A 19,926-nucleotide genomic window follows, 5' to 3' on the forward strand; every position below is an offset into this window, starting at 1 on the left:
TGCAGCCAGTTCTTACTCGACCAATTCGCGCCACGAGGTGCGATGTGCCCCGTTGCCGCCTTCCAGTCCACCCGTGGGTGGCACTTCTGTGCGCAGAGTGCCGTCACTGTCCTGGAAGATGGTTCGGACGTTGCCGTCTGCGTCCTTCACCCAGCTGATGCCCACGATCAGGGTGTTTGTGCTCCAGCGTGCGCCGGCGTCTGCGCCAGGCAAGGCACCACCTGTCGTCACGTTCAGGTAGTAGCGCCAAGACGAGCCGCCTGAGGCGCAGGCATCGCCAGTCGGGATGGCTGTGCCGACCGCCAGGGTGCCCACTTGCAGGCCCATGTTGATGGCCACACGCTCGCGGGGGTGGGCCCAGTCCAGCCACCAGCCGCCCTTGGTCCAGTCGACCTTCTTGGTTGTCAGGGTGGCGCTGGTCGACAGGGCCGCGTCAGCATTGTTGAGCTTGAAGACCTGTTGAACGAAGTTGCTGGTGTCTGCGCGCACATCGCCCCAGCCGGTGGTCAGGGCAGGGTCCTGCGGATCGCGGATGGCGTACAGGCTTTGCGTCGTGGTGTCGGTGATGTCGGTTTCACCCAGGTAGCGACCCGTGCCCACCACGATGACGGCAGACTTGCTGATGTAGGCCGGCATCGGCTTGGTGGTAATGGGTTGCGGATGGGACGCATCGATTTGCAGCTTGGCCAACTTCAAGACGGCCGGCATGGTGGCGCTGGCGGTATCGAAGAAGCCATCGACATTGAAGCGCCACACATTGCCTTGCATGTCGCCACCGTAGAAGAGCTTGGCGGTGTTGTCTTGTGGGCTGTCGATCCAGGCGTTGATCTTGTTGAGGCCGCTGGGGTCGGAGGGCGAGCCGGCTGTGGTCACCAGATCCTTCAGCACGGTGCCGGTGGCGGCATCGAGCACATACAGGTGCCCCTTGCCGTCGCCGCTGGTGTTGTTCAGGCCCGAGGTGACTGCCACCACCCAGGTGCCATCCTTGCGCTTGGTGATGATGGGGTTGCCATAGCTCAAGCCCAGGTTGGCATCGGTGAACTCCCACAACAAGGAGGGAGAGGCAGGGTCGGTGATATCCAGCGCGTAGTAGGCTGAGCCGCCCTTGTTGAGGCCGCCGACCAGGATGGTGCGCCACGCCCCATTGATCTTGACGTCACCAATGATGGGGGCGCCATCCACGTAGTACTGGTGCTTGGTGCCATACGAGCTGTCGGCCAGCTTGTACAGGTTGCTCATGACCGCGGTGGGGATGTAGGCCCAGGCCTCGGTGCCGCCGTTGTCGCCTGTGGCCACGAAGGCATGCAGCATGCCGTCGTTGGCTGCCACGTACACCATGGGTTGGCGATTCTTCTTTGCGGCCTTGAAGTCTTCGTAGCCGTCATCGGTGTAGTTGAACGGGGGCTTGCCCACAAACACTGGTGCGCCGTTGATGATGTCGCCCAGAACGAAGTCGCGTGTTCGGAACAGCGCAGCGGTGGTGCCGGTGGCGGCTTTCTCGTAGGTGCGGTCCCCACGCAAGTAGTTGACCAGGTAAGACCCGTTGTTCGCGAGGGCCTTGTCGGTGTTACCCAATGTGGCGCATTGCGAGGCCACCACAGCCTTGCTGCACAGGTTGTTGAAGTAGCCTTGCTGGGTGGTGTTCAGGTTGTCGTAGTTGAACAGCGTTAAGCCACTCGTGCCCTTGAAGTAGATCTTGCGGGCGGTGTAGTCGGTTTTGACCTGGGCTTCCAGTTTGGCTTGAGCGGACCAGGTGTAATCGGCGCTGATCTTGGCTTGACCGTCAATCTGATAGGACTTCAGGTCGCCTGACCAGAACTTGGTGGTGTAGCTGGCACTGAAGACCTGGCTGTTTTCGCCGGAAACCAGCTCCAGCGTACTGGTGGCCGCTGCGGCGGCCGCGCCAGGAATGGAGGCGATGTCGGAGACCACGCCCGAGATGGCGTCGCTCAGCTCGGTCGCGCTCAGCGCCGAGTAGTAGCGGCCACGCCCGTTGACGCCAGCGTGCCAGAGGTCATCGATGTTGATGGCCTCGCCACCGTTGGCAGGGTTGGGCCAGTTCTTCGTGCCGTTGGTCAGGCTGACGAAGTCGCCCACCGTTTGCGTGGGGTAGTTTTTGTCGTAAGTCAGCGTGCCACTCACACCCAGCCCAATGGTGAAGGTGTTCATGTGCTGCTTCTTGCTGGCGTCGTTCGCCACGGGCCGCACAATGTCTTCGCACACATCGCGGCTGGTGCCCGAAGTGGTCGAGGTGCAGTTGCCGAAGGCGCTGTTGCGCAAGTCGGTTTTCCAATAGTACTCAGCCACGTCAGCGAGTGAGTTCGATGCGCCACCGGTGAGAGCTGTGGTCACTGAGGGGGTGCCTGCCGTGTATGAGCCAATCGATTGGTTCAGATACGTGTAGGTCAGCGAGGGACTCCAGGAGCCCCAACTTCCCGCCGTGGGATCTGATGTCGAAGGGCTGGGCGATGCGACGCACTGAGTTTTGACAGGGGAGCCGACGTTGCCGAAAGTGGTGGTGCCCGATGCATCCCCAGTGTCTGTCGACGTCACCTGAACGGTCGCACCTGTCTTTGTGACCCACGTACCTGCAGCGGGAGTTGAGTTCGTGTTTGATGTGAGCACACCCTCTGTCGTGATCTGGGTATTGTTATAGGTGTAGGTTGTCTGCTGAGGGGTCAGGAACCACTGTGTTTGCGATTGCGTGTACTGCTGTGTTTGGCGGTATTCCGGGTAACGCTTGGAGCCCGAAGTGCAGCCGCCGGAGTTCTGCGAGCCGTAGGTGTAAACGTAACGAGTCCAGGTGCGGGTGCGGGTTTGGGTATTCGACTTCTGATCCCGTGTCGCAGGGGCGGTGTAGGGCGTGACCGTGGTCACCACGGTCTGGCTGCCGTCGCGCATAGGCCGAGTTTCGGTGCCATCCTGGTTGCCGACGTTGGTGTTGCTGTCAACGACAAAAGGGCCGTAAGTCGACGATTCATCGTTTGTGTTCCAGTACCCGTCAGTTGACAGCAGGGCGTAGTTACGCTGGCAGGCGTACTGCATCGGGTCATAGGTTTGGCTGGGCGCTTTCTTGGCGTAGTAGCGACCTGCCTTCGACAGCGCGGCTCGCAGCGGCGTCCATGACGACGGTTTGACGGTGTACAGGCTGGAGTAGAAGCTGCCTTTTTGCGTGCTGTCAAAGTCCTTGACGTCGCGGAAATAGTTGGTGCCCTCCGTTGCACTGGTGTCGCTGATGGTGCTGAAGCCGACGCGGTAGCTGGAGTCCAGCGAGGCAATGGCCCGACCCATGGCGGTGCGCATCAGCAAGTAGCGCTTGCGATAGTAGGAATACCAGTTGGCGTAGTTCTGCTTTTCGGTTGCCGAAGAGCTGAGGGTGACGGTGACCTTTTGAAAGACACTGGCCCCCGGGTTGTTGCCCACGGCGCTGAAACACTCTTGTGCAAAGGTGTTGTTCACCAGGCCAGATGTGGTGTAGACCCACCCCATCTTGGGCTGGCTGCCCTTGTACACGAAGTAATACTTGCCATCCAGACTGCTCTTGGTGCTGGTGGTGTCATAGCCGTCTGAATAGGCCGCAGTGAACGACGCGTTGTCATACGACGAACCATCCGCTCTTAGCGGTGGGTTATAGGTCATATTGGGGTCGTATGCGACCCCATTGCATTGGGCTGAGCGGTAACCATAGGTGCCGGTGGAGCTCATGTCATCGGGCATGTAGTCCGAATCCATACTGCCTGAGTTGTCCAGAATGAACAGCAGATTGGGCTTGGCTTGCACGCTTGGGGTGGTGGCCAATGGCTGGCTGGCCAGGTCGGTGACGCCCGCCCCCACAGGCAGAGCAGCAGTGGTGGCCACGATCGCGCAAGCAACCCAGGCCGCACGCGCCAGGGCCGAGGTAGGGAACGACATTGAGTTCATGAGCTGACTCCTTGGTCAGAGGTGCACGATGGTTTCCGTGAAGCTGAAGGTGTTGTTGCGAGCACCTTTGATTCGCACCAGGATCCGAAAGTAAGTTTCGGCGGTCGCCTTGCTCACCTGGATGTTCGCGTAGTTCGTCTCGCCACGATCATTCGAGGATGTCTTGCTGGTGTTCATGGGCACCGAGCAGGTGACCCCTTCGGTTCCACGTTCGCCGGCTTTGTTGCACATGCGCAGGATCACATAACGAGCCGAGTTGCTATTGACCGAGACCGCATCGATGGGGACGATGGAGCACGCAGAAAAGCTGCCAGCGGCGGCAGAAGCACAGCCATTTTTCTCCCAGTCGATCAGCTGGCGTTGGTTCACGCCAGCGAGCTGGCTGCCGGTCACGTCAATCGGGTCGCGGGCGGTGGTGCCATCGGCGGCGTATTCCTGATTGCTGGCGTAATAGCCCTTGTCAGCGAGGTCGGAGTTGAGCGCCGCGGCGTTGAGATTGAGCCAGTCCACAGCCTGGCGGGTGACCTGATCGGTTGCTGCGGTGGCGTCTTGTTTGAAACCGAGGTTACCCAGCAACTGGGCGGCCGTGTCGACATTGCGGACCAGGGCCAAGGCACCCAGCAGCATGACCACCAGCGCGACCAGCGCAAAGATGAGCGAGACCCCGCGCTGTGCGGGCCGGTGAATGGGAGAGGGGCTTGAAGCACACATGGTCGGCCTCACTTGGTCCACAAGACGTTGCGAACGGGAATCGTGGTGCTATAGACCTTGTACCGGTAATGCTTCCACTCCGGCAGGTGGTCCACTTTCAAGGGCAGGCATTTGCTGTTGTCGCCGCAGTCGACCAGGTTGTTGTCGACCACACTCACAGCGGTGCCCACATCCCAAGTCGGGACTGCTGTTGTCACTTCATGTTTGTCGTACTGGGTGTTGCGGGCCACCAGGGCCAAACGAACGGCGACAATCTGGCCCCACTCAGTCGGGCTGGTTGGCGTCACGGTGTCAAACCGGTCAATCGAGCCGTTCCCGTCAAGGTCTTTGCCGTAGTAGGCCTGCAGGTTCACGATTTCAGGGTAAAGATCTTCAAAGCTGAAGGTGCCCGTCACCGACGACAGGTTGCGAGAGCGCAAGGGGTAAGGCGCAGCGTTGTTCAGGAAGTAACGACGCTGGGCCAGGCGCCCCATGTTGACCAGAAACTTGGGGCTGGCGTGGGTCTTGTTCCAGACGGTGTCCGTGTTCCACAGGCTGGTGGCGTAGTACGGAATGTTGGTGGCTGTGATCTGGCTGTCCAACGAGGCCGCGTCGTGCGTGGCCTCAATCAGGTGACACGGGGTGGCCGCCACGTCGGTCGGTACCGTGATGAGTTGGTCTCCAGCCCGGACCCCCAAGGACGAGTCGACGGCGAAGCGTCCGTTTGTGCCTGCGGTGGTGTCTTTCTTGTCGCCGGTGATGACCCCGCCGCTTTGCGCCAATGAAATCGGCACCGAGCCCCCTACCGTCTCACCGCGCACCACGGTGATGGTGTCGGGGCCATTTGAGGCACCATCTTCGATGATGACCGGTGCCAGAACGAAGGTTTCTGGATGAGGGTCATCCTCGTCGGGAATCACGCTCTTGCCGCTGCGATAGGCAACCAATGAGCATCCCATCATCTCGGTGGTGCCCATGCCGTAGCCGGCCATCTGAATGTCGCGCTGCAAGGCGAACAGGGCGAGCGAGCCGTTGATGTCGGCGTCACCCCCCATGGCGACCTTCCGGCGGCGGTCTTCCGATTCGATGAGCACGTGCGAGATCACGATCACAGCCAGCATGCCCAGCAGAGCCCCGACCATCAATTCGATCAAGGTGAAGCCGCTTTGGCGGCCGGAAGACCTTGCGCGTGTGGGGGCTGAGGGTGTGAAGAGGGTATGCATCGCCACTCCCGATCAGTTGGTTGTCGCGTTCGTTGCGATGGAGGTCTGGGTGACGAACTTGTGTGGGTCGCCGCTGGGTGATTTCCACGAGATCGTGACCGTGACGTCGGCGGAGACTGAGCCCGATGCAGGGTCGGGGACGACTGCCGAGGCTTCCACCTTGCCTTCGCCATTAGGCAGAGCCGACGCTACTTTGGCTTGCCATTCCTTGCATAACTCGACCGTCGCACAGTCAGTTGAGGTGAACTTGCTGATGTCCTGGTTCTGCGCCCAGATCATGCCGATCAGTTCATTCGCCAAGTAGCTGGCGTCAGCTCGGATCTTGGCCTCGGTCTGGTTGCGCGTCATGGCGGTTTGCAGCGCCATCAGCGCCAGAACGCCGACCGAGAACAGCAGGATCGAAACCAGCACATCCATCAGAACAAAGCCGGCCTGATGGGGGGGGCGACAGGTCATGCCCGCGCCGGATGAGGGGTGGCGTGTTACTGACATTTTCTGGGGTCGTCCGAGGTGGCTGCAATGTCGGGCTCACAGGTCCGAACCATGCCCTGCTGAGAGATCTGGATGGCAATGTTGCGGTAATGCGTGTTGGCATCCAGCCCGGTGACGGTGATCTGGCGAATCGATTGGGAGCCGTCGGCGTTGGCTGCGACGCGCCCGAAGCCATTGAAGGTCAGCGCGGTGGCGCCGGTGCCATTGGCGTCGACGGCAGCAATCGACACACGCGTGGCCCCGTCGCCGCTGGGGCGGCCCACTACGATCATGGGGGCGTTGACATCGGAGGGGGGCTGGTCGCATTGACCGGTGGGGTCGCTCAAGCTCACGATCCACGCGCCACTGGTGCTGGATCGCGTGCAGTTGGCGCTCATGGCTTGGGGGGTGTCGCTGGACACCAAATAGAACGACACGGGTTGGTTGCGACGCACGGCTTCGTTGCGCGCGATCTGAATGCCGTTTTGAAGGGTCTCGGCGGTGTTGCGAATGCGGGTGTTGTCCGTCCACTCGCTGATGCTGGGGAGCGCGGCCGCCAGCAAAATGCCGAAGATGGCCATGGTGATGGCCATTTCGATCATGGTGAAGCCGCGCTGACGCGGCTTGTGCAGCAGGGTCAGCATGTGGTCCCCTTGGTCAGCCAGCATTCAGGCTGGGGGTTGAGTGTGGCGCCCTTGAATTTGGCGGTGTGGCGGCGGCCGTTTTCGTCAATCGTGTAGTCGTATCCGACTGCACCGCTTTGACCCGTGGCCGTGATCGTGTAGCCTTGATTGCTGTTGTTGGTCACACACGAATAGGTGAAGTATTCGGTGGCCGCAAAGCCATTCCAGGCGTTGGCCGAGGCATCCGTTGCGCAGGTGGTGCCGGTGCCGTAGTTGCGGTTGTCCTGGTAGTACTGCTCCATCCGGTTGCGGAAGGTGGACAGCTGCCCGAATGCTTCCTGAACCTGACCTCGGCGCACGTAGTCGGTGTAGGCGGGGAAGGCGACGCCAGCCAAGATGCCAATGATGGCGACCACGATCATCACCTCGATCAGGGTGAAGCCCGTGTGGTGGTGTCGGTGCGAGATGCGGTTCGAGTGGCCCATGGCGAAACTTCCTTCGTTCGAGGACATGATGACTTCGTCCGAACGATTCTAGGAAGGCGCCTCTGGCAGAGATGCCGCGAAAACTGTGCAAAAACAGACGCATTAGCGCCCTTTTGCAGCATGTTTCAAGATGTTTTTTGCAGATTTTGGAGGCCCATCAGGAAGGCCTGACAGTGCCTGAATTTTCAGCAGAGAAGGTCAGCCGCAGACCATGGGGCGGGCCGGGTCTGCGCACCATTCACTCCAGGAACCCGCGTAAAGCCGAGAGCCCGGCAGGCCAGCCAGTTCCATGGCCAGCAAGTTGTGGCAGGCCGTCACGCCCGAGCCGCATTGATGGACGACGGAGTCTGCCCCAAGCCCGCCCAACAAGGCGGTGAATTCTTCACGCAAAGTGTCTGCCGGTTTGAAGCAACCAGATTCATTCAGGTTCTGTTTGAAGAAGCGGTTGAGCGCGCCGGGAATGTGGCCGCCAACGGGGTCGAGCGTTTCGTTCTGACCTTGGAAACGGTCTGCAGCACGGGCGTCGATGAGCTGCATCGAGCCGCCCGCCTGTACTGAGGCCAATACGTCTGCGCATGTCACGGGCTCGCAGGCGTCTGCCGACCGAGGCAAGGGCCCGGCTGCAATTGGGTTTGGCGAAGATTCGGCGCCGGTGGCCGATTCGACCGGGCCTTGCGCCTGTTGCCAGGCTTGCCACCCGCCGTCGAGCACGACCACGTGCGCGTGGCCCCACCAATGCTTCAGCATCCACCACAGGCGCGCAGCGAACATGCCGCCGGCATCGTCATACGCCACGACCAGCGTGTCAGTTTGCACGCCCCAGCGCTGCAGGGTACGAGTGAAGGCCTCGCTCTCGGGCAAAGGATGCCTGCCATTGCGGCCCGTTTTGACGCCAGACAGGTCCTGGTCGAGGTGGGCGTAAACCGCCCCCGGGATGTGCCCTTGCTGCCATGCCAGGCGACCCGCAGACGTGTCGGCCAGGTTGAAGCGGCAATCCACGATCCGAATGGGGCCTCGTCCAGCGTTTTGGCTCAGGCGGGTCGACAGTTCAGCCGCAGAGATCAGCGGGGATGCAGGGGTGGTCATGGCGCGGGCGGGCAAAGGAGGCCGATATCAGAACAAGGCCATGCTCAGCTTGCGGCGGTATTGGTCGATCACCGGGTCGTTCGAGATGACCTCGTGCTTGCCGGCGATCTCCAGTTTGGGCTTGCCATCGGCGGCGCCTGCAGCCGCGGGCGAGGGCTTGACCGGTGGCTTGCTCATCACCTCCAGCAGGGCCACGTAGGTCTTGCGCGCGGCCTCGTCGTTCCACTTCTTGTCGCGCATGATGATTTCCAGCAGCTCGTCCATGGCCAGGGTGAACTCGCCGGCCGCAATCAGGGTCTGAGCCAGCTCCAGTCGGGCATCGAAGTCGCGCTTGTTGGCAGCAATGGCGGCCTGCAACTCGTCCACAGGTCGAGCCCCCAGGGCGCCCAGTACGGAATCGATGTAGCGGCCAAACGCGGCCACGCGAGGCTCAGGAATGGGGCCAGAGGCGCGCGCGGCCACCGGCTCGAAAATTTCCTTGGCCCCCACGACCTGGCCGTGTTGCAGCAACAGCTTGATCAGATCGAAGCGGGCTTCGTCGTTGGCGGGGTCGCGCTCCAGGGCTTCCAGTAGTTTCGACACGGCCGTTTCCGTGTCGCCTGCCGCGGCGGCCTCTTCGGCTTCCAGCGTTTCCTCTTCCGAGGCGATTTCACCTTCGGAGGGCACGTGCTTGGCCAGGAACTCACGAATCTTCGCTTCTGGCAGCGCGCCGACAAAGCCGTCAACCGGCTGGCCGCCCACAAACATCACGCAAAACGGAATCGAGCGCACGCCAAACATCTGCGAGAGCTGGCCGGCGATTTCCGGTTGGGTATCGGCGTTGACCTTGGCCAGCTTGAAGCGGCCGGCGTATTCCACCTCGAGTTTTTCCAGAACCGGGCCCAAAGACTTGCAGGGGCCGCACCATTCGGCCCAGATGTCCAGCAAAATGGGTTGCTGAATCGAGTCCTTGATCAGATCGCTTTCGAAGTTTTCCAGGGTGATGTCGATCATGGGATCCCAGGCTAGCGCCTAAAATTGCAAGTTTGATGAAACAAGGAGCGAGCCGTGACTGACACGACTCCTGCCAATGGCGTAAAAGTGGGTGTGGTGATGGGTTCCAGCAGCGACTGGGACGTCATGCGCCACGCTGCTGAGATTCTGACCGAGTTTGGGGTGCCTTTTGAAGCCAAGGTGGTTTCTGCGCACCGCATGCCTGACGACATGTTCCGCTATGCCGAGGCCGCGCAAGGCCGTGGGTTGGTGGCCATCATCGCCGGGGCCGGCGGTGCGGCGCATTTGCCCGGCATGGTCGCGGCCAAGACCACGGTGCCCGTGTTGGGCGTGCCCGTGCCTTCGCGCCACCTGCAAGGTGTGGATTCGCTGCATTCGATCGTGCAAATGCCCAAAGGCATTCCGGTGGCCACGTTTGCCATCGGCACCGCCGGTGCGGGCAACGCGGCCCTGTTTGCCGTGGCCATGCTGGCGTCTGGCAACCCCGAGTTGCTGGCCAAGCTGGAAGCCTTCCGTGCACGCCAGACCGAAGTGGCACGCGCCATGACCCAAGACCTCACCATGGACCCGAAGGCATGAGCCAGTCTGACGTGATCCTGCCCGGCGCCACCTTGGGCGTGATGGGCGGCGGCCAACTGGGCCGCATGTTTGTGCATGCCGCGCAAGCCATGGGCTACAACACCGCGGTGTTGGATGCCGACCCCACCAGCCCCGCTGGCCTGGTGTCGCACCACCACATTCGCACGGGGTATCTGGACGAAGCCGGTTTGAAAGAACTGGCGGCGCAATGTGCAGCCGTGACCACCGAGTTCGAGAATGTGCCTGCCCAGGCGCTGGACCAACTGGCGCAGACACGTCCTGTGGCGCCAGCGGGGTCCGCCGTGGCCATTTGCCAGGATCGCGCCAAAGAGAAAGCCCACTTCGTGGCCTGTGGGGTGCCTTGTGCGCCGCACGCCATCATCGAAACGCCCGAGCAATTGGCAGCCGTGTCGGAAGACCTGCTGCCCGGTATCTTGAAGACGGCTCGCTTGGGTTATGACGGCAAAGGCCAGATCCGCGTCAAGACCCGAGCCGAGTTGAATGCCGCTTGGGATGAGCTCAAGCAAGTCGGTTGCGTGCTGGAAAAGATGCTGCCGCTGGCCTATGAGGTGAGCGTCATCGTGGCCCGTGGTCGCAATGGCCAGGTGGTGCACTTCCCCCTGCAGCAAAACCTGCACCGCGATGGCATCCTGGCGGTGACCACCGTGCCGGCGCCCAGCGTCAGCGCCGAGGTGTCGCAACGGGCTTACGAAGCGGCCCACCAGATTGCGGCCTCCATGGGCTATGTGGGCGTGCTGTGTGTGGAGTTCTTTGTGCTGCAAGACGGCAGCATCGTGGCCAATGAAATGGCCCCGCGCCCGCACAACTCGGGTCACCACACCATCGATGCCTGTGACGTGTCGCAGTTTGAGTTGCAAGTGCGCGCCATGACCGGGCTGCCCCTGGTCGAGCCGCAATTGCACAGCCCCTGCCACATGCTCAACCTGCTGGGTGATTTGTGGTTCCCTGCAGGCACCACTGCGCAGCAAGAGCCCAACTGGGCGGCGGTGCTGGCTTTGCCGGGTACCCACCTGCATTTGTATGGCAAGACCGAAGCCCGCAAGGCGCGCAAGATGGGGCACCTGACGGTGACCGCCTCCACCGCCGAGCAGGCTCGTGCTGTGGCCCTGCAAGCCGCCGCCATTTTGGGCATCGAGCCTTTCTGATCTCTGGCAAGGCCGAAGCGATGCGTGTCCTGAACCCTCAAACCCAAGCCGATGCCATTGAACTGGCGGCGCAACGCCTGGCCGACGGTGGCTTGCTGGCCCTGCCCACGGAAACCGTGTATGGGCTGGGGGCTCGGGCCGATGACGACGCCGCTGTGGCCCGCATCTTCGCGGCCAAGGGGCGCCCCAGCAACCACCCCTTGATCGTGCATGTGCCCAATGTCCATGCCGCCATGTGTTTTGCTGCGGCCATTCCGCCTGCAGCGCAGCGCCTCATGGAAGCCTTCTGGCCGGGGCCGTTGACCGTGATCGTGCCGCGTCATCCAGACTGTGCGGCCGCTGCCGCGGGTGGGCAGCACTCAATTGGGTTGCGGTGCCCGGATCACCCCATGGCCTTGCGCTTGCTGGAAGCCGCGGCCCAGTTGGGCGTGACCGGCGTGGCGGCGCCCAGTGCCAACCGTTTTGGTCGCGTCAGCCCGACGCGTGCCGAGCACGTGGTCAGTGAATTTGAGGGGCAAGGCGAGGGCCTGGATGAAGTCTGGGTGCTTGACGGCGGCCCGTGCGATGTGGGCATCGAGTCCACCATCGTCGACTGTTCGCGTGGCTACCCGGTGTTGCTGCGCCCTGGTCAGATCACCCTGACCCAGATTCAGGCGGTGACGGGCGAGAAGGTCGGTGTGTCCACCCCTGAAAAGCCTGATGCTTCTGCACCGCGTGCCTCGGGCACCTTGATGGCGCATTACGCGCCCCGTGCCAAGGTGCGACTCATGACGCTGGACTTGCTGATGGTGGCGCTCGACGCCTTCGAGTTGGAGGTCAAAGAACACCCGGCGTTGTTGCACGAGGCGCGACCCCGCCTGGCGGTGTACTCGCGCAGCCTGTGGGCGCATCGGGGCAGCATCCCTGGGGTGGTGCATCGGGCCATGCCGCCCGAGCCCGCAGCGGCCGCCCACCATTTGTTTGCCGATCTGAGGGAACTCGACGACCTGGGGGTGGAACTCATCTGGGTCGAGTCCCCGCCTGACGATCAAGTTTGGGCCGGGGTGCGAGATCGCCTGACCCGTGCTGCGGCGGCCTGAGGGCCGAAACTGTCCCGCGAAGCGGGTATTCTTGCGGCCTGACCGTTGTCACCGTTGCGTTTTTGGAGCCTCCATGTCCCGCTTTTCCTTTCCAGCCCTGTCCCGCTCTGCACGCCGTGCAGGGGTTGTGCTGGCCACGTGTCTGGCTGCGGCCTCGATGATCAGTTGTGGGGGGGGGACCCAGGCCAAACGGTTTGAACCGCAGTCGTTCGTCGTGTTTGGTGACGATTTTGCGCTGATCAAACAAGACAGCGCTCGCTACAACATCAACACCTATCGCACCGGCAGCACCACGGCCTACACCTGCAACTCGCAGATCAGCTGGGTCATGTTGCTGGCCTTTGACCTGGGTTTCAAGTTTGCCAACGAGTGCCCAGACTGGAATGCCGCAGGCGACAAGGTCGCCGTCATGCTCGCCAATGACCCGACCACGGTCGGGTTGTCTGCATCCGAGATCGACACCGCGGTCGCCAACGCAGGGGCGAATGCCGTCCTCACCACCATCAATAACAACCGGGGTTTGCTCAACGACAAAACCCTGGTCACGGTGTCGGTTGGGCGAGCAGACATCGTCAAAGCCTATTTCACTTACCTGCAAACGCCTGATTCGGCCACGTTGTCGAGCCTGGTGTCCCAGCTCAAGACCTTGGGGGGCAACTTTGCTGCGGGGCTCAAGCCTGTTGTCAGCAGTGGCGCGCGCATGATGGTGGTGCTGACGCCAAACCTTGGTGAATCGCCTCTGGCCAAGTCGGATGCTGCCAACCTGGCTCGCAACAAGGATGCCTTGTCGACCTTGAGCAATGCCTTCAACGATGGTCTGACCTTCGCCTTGACCACCAATGGCTACACCGGTCAGCAAGTCGCTCTGGTCGACGTGCCGCGGGTACAGAAGTCGGTGGTGGCCAGCTATTCCACCTATGGCTATACCGACATTGACACGTCGGCCTGCCCTTCGCCGCAAACCGTGGCGCCCCTGTGTGAGTTCACCACCTTGTCAGACGTCAATGTGCTGAGTACCCACCTCTGGGCTGACCCAACCCATCTGAACGTCGCATTCGACGCCACCATCGCTTCGACGGCCTACTCAGCCTTCCGCAATCACCCCTTCTGATGGGGGGCGTGGTTTGGGCTTCGCCCGAACCACAGCCGCATGCCCAGAATGCCTGAAGCCAGGGTCAAGGTGATGGCGTTGGCAATCGTGACGGGCCAGGATCCGACCGACAGGCCGTAAATCAGCCACAGCGCCACGCCTAAGGTGAAGGCGCTGTACATGCCCAGCGAAATCCCGCTGACGTCGCGCGTGCGAAAGGTCAGCCAGGCTTGGGGAACGAAGGATCCGGTGGTCAGGCAGGCGGCGGCCATGCCCAGCCATTCAATCTGTTGGGGTGTCATGGGGTGTGGGTATCTTGAACCGTCCAGCTTAACAGGGCGTCCAGCAAGGGGCGGGCGCGCTCGGCACTGGGGCCATTGACCACGCCCACCACCACATAGCGCTGCCCTGACAGGCCGTCGGCAATGCCTGCCACGGCGCTCACGCCATCGAGTGAGCCGGTTTTCAGGTGCACGCGGCCTGCCGCGCCATTGAGTCGTCGGGCGGTGCCATCGGTCCCCGCAACGGGCAGCGACGACACGAACTCCGGCATCACCGGGCTGTTCCACAGGGCCCGCAGCCAATGCGCGACACAGCGCGCGCTGGCGCGTTCCTGACGCGACAGCCCTGAGCCGTTGTCCAGTACCAGGCCTTCGCCTTCGCAAGCCGATTTGCCGCTGGTGTCGCGGGTCTGACCGAGCACCTGCTGGCTGACCACCTGGCGGGCGCGATCCAGTGTGGCTGACGCGTTCGACGCGGCGTCAGCTCCCAGAGTCAGGAAGAGTTGGCGCGCCATCACGTTGTTGCTGAACTTGTTGATGTCGTAGATCACCGAGGTCAGCGGCGGCGAACTCCAGCTCATCCAGGGCGCCAGGCCGGTGGGCCAGCTTCCGTCTCGCACGACGCCGTTGAGGTGCCCGCCCATCTGCCGCCAGGCGCCGGTCATCAGGCGCTCGGCGTAGTCGTTGGCGCTGTCCCCCGTCCATAGCAAAGGCCAGTCCTTTTCTTCGCAGGCGCGGGGGTAGGGGCCTTTGACTTCGATGCGCCAATTTTGTCGTTCGGGCGCACGAGCCGAGCCATCGGGCGTCAACGACAGCGTGAGGGCTTCGCGCCAGTCGCCGCAGGGCATGCCCTCGACGAGGCGGGTGCGATTGACCACGTCCATGCCGTCCAATTGCGGCTCCAAGCTGACGCGAACCTGACCCGGGCGCACATCGTCTGGGCGGAAACGCAGGATCAGCGCTCGGTGGTTCAGCAGCAGGGCGTCGGGGCCTGCGTTATAGGGTTTCAGGGCGCGGCCATCGAATGCGGCTGGGTCGTGCTGGGGCACCTGAAAGCGCTGGCGGTCCAGCACGATGTCGCCATGAATGTCATGCAGGCCCGCGGCGCGCCAGCGCGCCATGAACAGGTGCCAGCGCTCCAGTACCAAGGCGGGGTCACCCGACCCGCGAAGGTACAGCGGCCCGCGCAAAATGCCGGCCGGCGTGATGGCGCCACCCAGTCCGACCTCAGTCTTCCACGTGAAAGCCGGGCCCAGCAGTTGCAAGGCGGCACCGGTGGTGAACACCTTCATCACCGAGGCCACCGAACGCGACGTATCACCTTGAATGGCGAGGCGCTCGTTGCCACCTTGCACCGGCAGCACCAGCATGGATACAGCGTCCAGCGAGACGCCTGCCTGCCGAGCCTGTTGTGCCAGCGCAGGGGGCCACGCGGCGTCGAGCGATGCGGTGGCCGACGGAGCGATGGGGGCTGGGGCGGTCACAGGGGCGGCTCCCGCTGCGTGTGCGGCTTCTGCCGCAATCAAAGTCAGGCAGGCCCATGCGCCGCGCAGGAATGAACGATCAGACCAAAGCATGGTCGCATCATAGAGGCCCTCGGCCTTACACTTGCGGCCATGTCTGTTTCGTCTCCCGTTCTGTTCGCTCTGGATACCGCCACCGACCGTGTGCATTTGGCCTTGGTCGCTGGGGCTCAGACCTGGGTGGCCGATTTGCCGGGAGGCGCGCAGGCTTCGTCTTCTCTGCTGCCGGCGGTGCAAGACCTGCTGTCGCAGTCTCAGCGCACGTGGTCTGAGGTGGATGCGATTGGGTTTGGCTCCGGCCCGGGGGCCTTCACTGGCTTGCGTACCGCTTGCTCCACGGCGCAGGGTCTGGCGCTGGGCCTGGATTGCCCCGTCATCGCCATCGACACCTTGATGGCCGTGGCCGAAGACGCTCGCGCCAGCGACCCCGCGGCTTGGTCCGTCGGCGACGTGGTCTGGGTGTTGCAAGACGCGCGCATGGATGAACTCTATGTGGCCGCCTATGCCTGGCAGGCGCCTGGCTGGCAGGCGGTGCAGGCGCCGCAACTGTGGGCGCTGTGCGAGCCTGGCCAGCGCTGGGCCCAGCAAGCTCCGGCGCATCTGGCCGGCAGCGGCTTGCAGGCCTACCCTGATGCGTTTGCCTCGGTGGCCGGCGGCTTGCGCTGGCTGCATGCCGCGCCACGTGGGGCCGCCCTGGCCGAACTGGCTCGACAGGCTTGGGCAAAGCAAGACGTGCTGGATGCTGCTTTGGCGCTGCCCCGCTATGTGCGTGACAAGGTGGCCCAGACGACGGCCGAGAGAATGGCGGCGCGCGCATGAATGCCACGGACATGGTCAAAGCGCGTGTCGTGGACCGCCCCATGACCGAAGCCGACATTCCAGCCGTGCTGGCCATGGAAGCCCAAGCCTGTCTGCACCCCGTGCATGCCTGGAGCGAAGACAACTACCGGTCGTCCATGCGGGCAGGGTACTGGGTTCGGGTGCGATGTGATGCGACCACGGGCCGAGTGATCGCCGTGTGTGTCGCAATGGACGGGGTCGATGAAATGCATCTGCTCAACATCGCGGTCGACCGTGCCTGGCATGGTCAGGGCGTGGCGCAGTCCTTGTTGTCGGTACTGTATGACTTGTGCGCGCAGCGGGGTGCTCGCGCCCTGTGGCTGGAGGTGCGTCCCAGTAACGAGCCGGCACGCAGGCTCTATGCGCGCGAGGGGTTTGAATCCATTGGCGTGCGTAAGAACTATTACCCCGCACCGCAGGGGCGTGAAGACGCCCTGGTCATGCGGCGCTGGATTGCGCCCGAGGCAGGGGAGGCCGCCTGATGCGTTGGAGTGAACGCCAACGCGCCATGCTGCGCGAAATGGGCATCCCGCCGTTCTGGCCTGTTGAAGCCGAGCCAGTCGAGGTGCCACAGGCTGCGGCGCCAAGCTCGATGTCCCCCGCGGCGGATGTCGGCGCCGGCCAGCCCGTTGCTGCGCCACTGGCTGCGTCGACCGTGAGCGACCCTGTGTCTCATCGTACCCCGCCAACGCGCTCGATGCCGGTGGCGGCGCAACCCGTGGCGGTTGCCGAACTCCTGGATGCCGCCCCGCGTCCTGCGCGTCCGTCTGGCATTGAATCGATGGACTGGCCGGCCTTGCGAGCCGCCGTGGCGGGTTGTCAGGCCTGTGGATTGTGTGAAAGCCGCACCCAAACGGTATTCGGTGTGGGCCACATCGAGGCCGAGTGGATGATCGTGGGCGAAGCCCCTGGCGAAGAGGAAGACCGTCAAGGCTCGCCGTTTGTGGGTCGAGCCGGTCAGCTGCTCGACCGCATGCTGGCCGCCATTGATCTGACCCGCAGCGAAGACTCAGCCACGCGCCAGGTGTTCATTGCGAATGTGCTCAAGTGCCGTCCACCGGCCAACCGCAACCCTTTGCCGCAGGAGGTGGCCCAGTGCGAGCCCTACCTGTTGCGGCAGATGGCGCTGGTTCGCCCGAAGGTCATTTTGGCGATGGGCCGCTTTGCCGTGCAGTCACTGCTCAAAACCAGCGATGCCATCGGCCGCCTGCGAGGTCGCGTCCACGAGGTGCAAGGCATTCCGGTCGTTGTGACCTACCACCCCGCCTACCTGCTGCGCAACCCTGCCGACAAGGCCCTGGTCTGGGAAGACCTGTGCCTGGCGCGGGAAGTCTGGCGCGAGGCCAAGGCTGGCAGCGCATCCTGAGCCGGCGGCCTTCGGGTCAGTCGTCGAGGTAGCGTTTGCGATGGAATAGCCAGACCAGCGTGGCCACCACCGCCACCATCATGCTAATCGCCACCCAGAACCCCGTGCGCTGATGAATCAGCGGCAGGCTGTCGAAGTTCATGCCGAACACCCCGGTGATCAGGTTCAAGGGCAGGAAGATGGCGGTCAACACCGTCAGGGTGCGCATGATGTCGTTGGTGCGGCTGCCTTGTGCTGAAAAATGCATCTGCACGGCACTCTCTGCCGACGATTCCAGTCGCCGCACATGCCCCAGCACTCGCTCGATGTGTTCGAGCACATCGCGCGATCGCACGCGCAACACTTCGCGTTCTCGGGCTGGGCCAGGTTCAGCGGGCATGGGCCATTCGTCCAGCGCATCGATCCACTCCTGCACGGCACTGCGCTGGTCTTCGCAGGTGTCTTCCAGCAAGTGCAGGGCGTTGCGAGATTCCAGCAGAGCTTGCCAATTGGTGAAGCGCCGCGAGCTGGTCAACAGTTCCTGCTGCAGATAGCCAAATTGCCGCGTCAGCAGGCGTCGCAGGTCGAGATAGCTGTCGACCATGTGGTTGATGATGCGCAGCATCAAGTCAGCAGGACTCGGGGGCAAGCGTGACGTGCTGCCTCGCCCTTCGTGGCGAGGGGGGCCAGAGGCATCGGCGCCCGAGTCGGGGCCAGCGTTGGGGTCCATGTCGAAGTCAGCATCGTTGCGCGCTCGCGATACCGACGGCTCGACTCGCAGCGATTGGTTCACCATCTGCGCCAGTCGGCCCTCGAAGAAGTCTCGCACCGAGCAGTCGGCCGGGTGGACGGTCAGCAAAATGCGGTCGAATACCGCAAAGCCGACGGGGCTGGTATCGATGGCGGCGATGGCCTGTCGGGCGGATGACACGGTGCCTTTTTCCTCGTCGAGAAACAGGCGCTCCGAACCGTGTCCGGCCGCGAGACGGCGGAACACCAGCAGGTCATACCAGGAGGTGTAGTCGTACTGCGAGGGCAGTTGGGAGTTCAGCAAGTCGGACACGTGCAGATCGACGAGCCCCCCGCCGGCCAGCCGCAGCAGGGCCTGTTGCACTTCGGGCAAGGCCACTTCAAAGCGGCGGCGGGCCGTCGTCACCCACAGAAAGCCGGTGGCCGGCAGCTTTTCTGGCCAGCCATCGAGTTCGGTAAACCGATCATTGATCAGGAAAAAACGCACAGCCCCTCCGCATCGGATGGTCGGCAAACCGCCCGACTGTCAGTTGCGCGTCAGGTGCGCAGTTGGGCCGCCGCATCCAGTGCGAAGTATGTCAGGATCCCGTCGGCGCCGGCGCGCTTGAACGCCAGGAGGGCTTCCATCATGCAGGCATCGTGGTCCAGCCAGCCATTGGCTGCGGCCGCTTTGATCATGGCGTACTCGCCGCTGACCTGGTAGGCGAAGGTGGGCACCTTGAACTCGTCTTTCACCCTCCGCACGATGTCGAGGTAGGGCATGCCGGGTTTGACCATGACCATGTCGGCGCCTTCAAAGATGTCCATGGCCACTTCGCGCAGGGCTTCATCGGAGTTGCCCGGGTCCATCTGGTAGGCCTTCTTGTTGCTTTTGCCCAGGTTGCCAGCCGAGCCCACGGCGTCGCGGAACGGGCCGTAAAACGCGCTGGCGTACTTGGCGCTGTAGGCCATGATGCGGGTGTGGATCAGGCCTTGCGATTCCAGTGCCTGGCGAATGGCGCCAATGCGGCCATCCATCATGTCGCTGGGGGCGACGATGTCGACACCGGCTTCGGCCTGCGTGAGCGCCTGGCGGGTCAGTGCCGCAACGGTCTCGTCATTGAGGATGTAGCCCGTTTCGTCGATCAACCCGTCCTGACCGTGGGTGGTGTACGGGTCCAGGGCCACATCGGTCATGACCCCCAGCTCGGGGAAGCGCTGCTTCAGTTCCCGCACCGTGCGTGGCACCAGGCCGTCGGGGTTCCAGGCTTCCACTCCGTCGGCGGTTTTCCGGGCGCCATCGATCACCGGGAACAGTGCCAGCACGGGCACCCCCAACTCCAGGCAGCGCTCGGCAGCGGCGTACAGGGCGGAGCGGCCCAGGCGCTCGACGCCCGGCATGGAGGCCACGGCCTGGGTGCCCTCGTCTTGATCCAGGATGAACACCGGGTAGATCAAGTCTGCCGCGGTGAGTGTGTGCTCACGCACCAGACGGCGAGAAAACTCGTCTTTACGCAGGCGGCGGGGACGGTGCTGGGGGAAGTGCTGCAGGTACGACATGATCCGAAGGTGGTCAGCCCAGTGTGAAGGAATGCAAAGGTGCGGGAATAACAGCCAAAAAAGAGGCAAATCCGGACAAAGGGACAACACAAGTTGTCGCAACAGTCCTATAATTCGCTTTGAATGATACGCCGCAAGGCCTCATTCCCTGCTTTTCCTCCCTGAGCAGGTGCCTTACCGTGATGACAGCGTTAAGGCTTCACAGCCCCAGCGTTTGCTGGGGCTTTTTTTTGCCCGAACGG

At 62.9% G+C, this 19,926-nt stretch carries 19 protein-coding genes; 7 read left to right on the forward strand and 12 right to left on the reverse strand.

Annotated elements, in window-relative coordinates:
- Positions 1-12: 12 nt before the first annotated feature.
- The 8 genes from VFW72_RS06430 to VFW72_RS06465 all read right to left on the reverse strand — a co-directional run bounded on the left by VFW72_RS06430 (position 13) and on the right by VFW72_RS06465 (position 9,492).
- Positions 13-3,921, reverse strand: coding sequence for a pilus assembly protein (locus VFW72_RS06430; protein WP_329673454.1), 3,909 nt, complete (start codon positions 3,919-3,921; stop codon positions 13-15).
- Positions 3,922-3,936: 15 nt separating this feature from the next.
- Positions 3,937-4,632, reverse strand: a complete 696-nt coding sequence (locus VFW72_RS06435) for a pilus assembly protein PilX (protein ID WP_329673455.1) — start codon at positions 4,630-4,632, stop codon at positions 3,937-3,939.
- Positions 4,633-4,640: 8 nt separating this feature from the next.
- Complete coding sequence (locus tag VFW72_RS06440) at positions 4,641-5,834, reverse strand: PilW family protein (RefSeq protein WP_329673456.1); 1,194 nt, start codon at positions 5,832-5,834, stop codon at positions 4,641-4,643.
- A 12-nt stretch (positions 5,835-5,846) separates the two neighbouring features.
- The gene (locus VFW72_RS06445; RefSeq protein ID WP_329673457.1) at positions 5,847-6,290 is read right to left on the reverse strand and encodes a pilus assembly protein PilV; all 444 of its coding nucleotides are present in this window, start codon (positions 6,288-6,290) and stop codon (positions 5,847-5,849) included.
- 26 nt (positions 6,291-6,316) lie between these two features.
- Positions 6,317-6,949 carry a GspH/FimT family pseudopilin gene (locus tag VFW72_RS06450; protein WP_329673458.1) on the reverse strand — a complete coding sequence of 211 codons (633 nt, stop codon included), beginning with the start codon at positions 6,947-6,949 and terminating at the stop codon, positions 6,317-6,319.
- On the reverse strand, positions 6,943-7,440 hold the full coding sequence (locus VFW72_RS06455; RefSeq protein ID WP_329673459.1) for a type IV pilin protein: 498 nt from the start codon (positions 7,438-7,440) through the stop codon (positions 6,943-6,945). Before VFW72_RS06455 ends, VFW72_RS06450 begins: the two co-directional genes overlap by 7 nt.
- Positions 7,441-7,611: 171 nt before the next feature.
- The gene (locus VFW72_RS06460; RefSeq protein ID WP_329673460.1) at positions 7,612-8,499 is read right to left on the reverse strand and encodes a sulfurtransferase; all 888 of its coding nucleotides are present in this window, start codon (positions 8,497-8,499) and stop codon (positions 7,612-7,614) included.
- A gap of 27 nt (positions 8,500-8,526) precedes the next feature.
- Entirely contained in the window at positions 8,527-9,492 is a 966-nt protein-coding gene (locus tag VFW72_RS06465; RefSeq protein ID WP_329673461.1) for a tetratricopeptide repeat protein, read from the reverse strand.
- Between the two features lie 54 nt (positions 9,493-9,546).
- On the opposite strand from VFW72_RS06465, the gene purE reads away from it, so the two are divergent.
- From purE to VFW72_RS06485, 4 genes are all read left to right on the forward strand, one after another.
- Positions 9,547-10,071, forward strand: a complete 525-nt coding sequence (gene purE / locus VFW72_RS06470) for a 5-(carboxyamino)imidazole ribonucleotide mutase (RefSeq protein WP_329673462.1) — start codon at positions 9,547-9,549, stop codon at positions 10,069-10,071.
- On the forward strand, positions 10,068-11,237 hold the full coding sequence (locus tag VFW72_RS06475) for a 5-(carboxyamino)imidazole ribonucleotide synthase (protein WP_329673463.1): 1,170 nt from the start codon (positions 10,068-10,070) through the stop codon (positions 11,235-11,237). Before purE ends, VFW72_RS06475 begins: the two co-directional genes overlap by 4 nt.
- A gap of 20 nt (positions 11,238-11,257) precedes the next feature.
- Complete coding sequence (locus VFW72_RS06480) at positions 11,258-12,316, forward strand: L-threonylcarbamoyladenylate synthase (RefSeq protein ID WP_329673464.1); 1,059 nt, start codon at positions 11,258-11,260, stop codon at positions 12,314-12,316.
- A gap of 73 nt (positions 12,317-12,389) precedes the next feature.
- Positions 12,390-13,427, forward strand: coding sequence for a hypothetical protein (locus VFW72_RS06485; RefSeq protein WP_329673465.1), 1,038 nt, complete (start codon positions 12,390-12,392; stop codon positions 13,425-13,427).
- On the opposite strand, the gene VFW72_RS06490 is transcribed toward VFW72_RS06485, so the two are convergent.
- Together VFW72_RS06490 and dacB are read right to left on the reverse strand one after the other, a co-directional pair.
- Entirely contained in the window at positions 13,415-13,708 is a 294-nt protein-coding gene (locus tag VFW72_RS06490) for a SemiSWEET transporter (RefSeq protein ID WP_329673466.1), read from the reverse strand. The genes VFW72_RS06485 and VFW72_RS06490 overlap by 13 nt on opposite strands.
- Complete coding sequence (dacB, locus tag VFW72_RS06495) at positions 13,705-15,264, reverse strand: D-alanyl-D-alanine carboxypeptidase/D-alanyl-D-alanine endopeptidase (RefSeq protein WP_329673467.1); 1,560 nt, start codon at positions 15,262-15,264, stop codon at positions 13,705-13,707. Before dacB ends, VFW72_RS06490 begins: the two co-directional genes overlap by 4 nt.
- 39 nt (positions 15,265-15,303) lie before the next feature.
- Here dacB and tsaB point away from each other — a divergent pair, with 39 nt between their 5' ends.
- From tsaB to VFW72_RS06510, 3 genes are read left to right on the forward strand one after another with little or no spacing between them, the layout of a single operon-like run.
- Positions 15,304-16,029: a tRNA (adenosine(37)-N6)-threonylcarbamoyltransferase complex dimerization subunit type 1 TsaB gene (tsaB, locus tag VFW72_RS06500; protein WP_329673468.1), complete on the forward strand. Its 726-nt coding sequence runs from the start codon at positions 15,304-15,306 to the stop codon at positions 16,027-16,029.
- The gene (gene rimI / locus VFW72_RS06505; protein WP_329673469.1) at positions 16,026-16,532 is read left to right on the forward strand and encodes a ribosomal protein S18-alanine N-acetyltransferase; all 507 of its coding nucleotides are present in this window, start codon (positions 16,026-16,028) and stop codon (positions 16,530-16,532) included. The genes tsaB and rimI overlap by 4 nt, the downstream gene beginning before the upstream one ends.
- A complete protein-coding gene (locus VFW72_RS06510; protein ID WP_329673470.1) occupies positions 16,532-17,416 on the forward strand; it encodes a uracil-DNA glycosylase in 885 nt (294 codons plus the stop codon). Before rimI ends, VFW72_RS06510 begins: the two co-directional genes overlap by 1 nt.
- Before the next feature lie 16 nt (positions 17,417-17,432).
- Here VFW72_RS06510 and VFW72_RS06515 read toward each other — a convergent pair whose 3' ends face one another.
- Both VFW72_RS06515 and hemB read right to left on the reverse strand, forming a co-directional pair.
- On the reverse strand, positions 17,433-18,632 hold the full coding sequence (locus VFW72_RS06515; protein WP_329673471.1) for a magnesium transporter CorA family protein: 1,200 nt from the start codon (positions 18,630-18,632) through the stop codon (positions 17,433-17,435).
- A 50-nt stretch (positions 18,633-18,682) separates the two neighbouring features.
- On the reverse strand, positions 18,683-19,684 hold the full coding sequence (gene hemB / locus VFW72_RS06520) for a porphobilinogen synthase (protein ID WP_329673472.1): 1,002 nt from the start codon (positions 19,682-19,684) through the stop codon (positions 18,683-18,685).
- Between the last annotated feature and the right edge of the window lie 242 nt (positions 19,685-19,926).

Origin of the sequence: Aquabacterium sp., assembly GCF_036273115.1 — a bacterium.
Lineage (GTDB): Bacteria > Pseudomonadota > Gammaproteobacteria > Burkholderiales > Burkholderiaceae_C > Aquabacterium.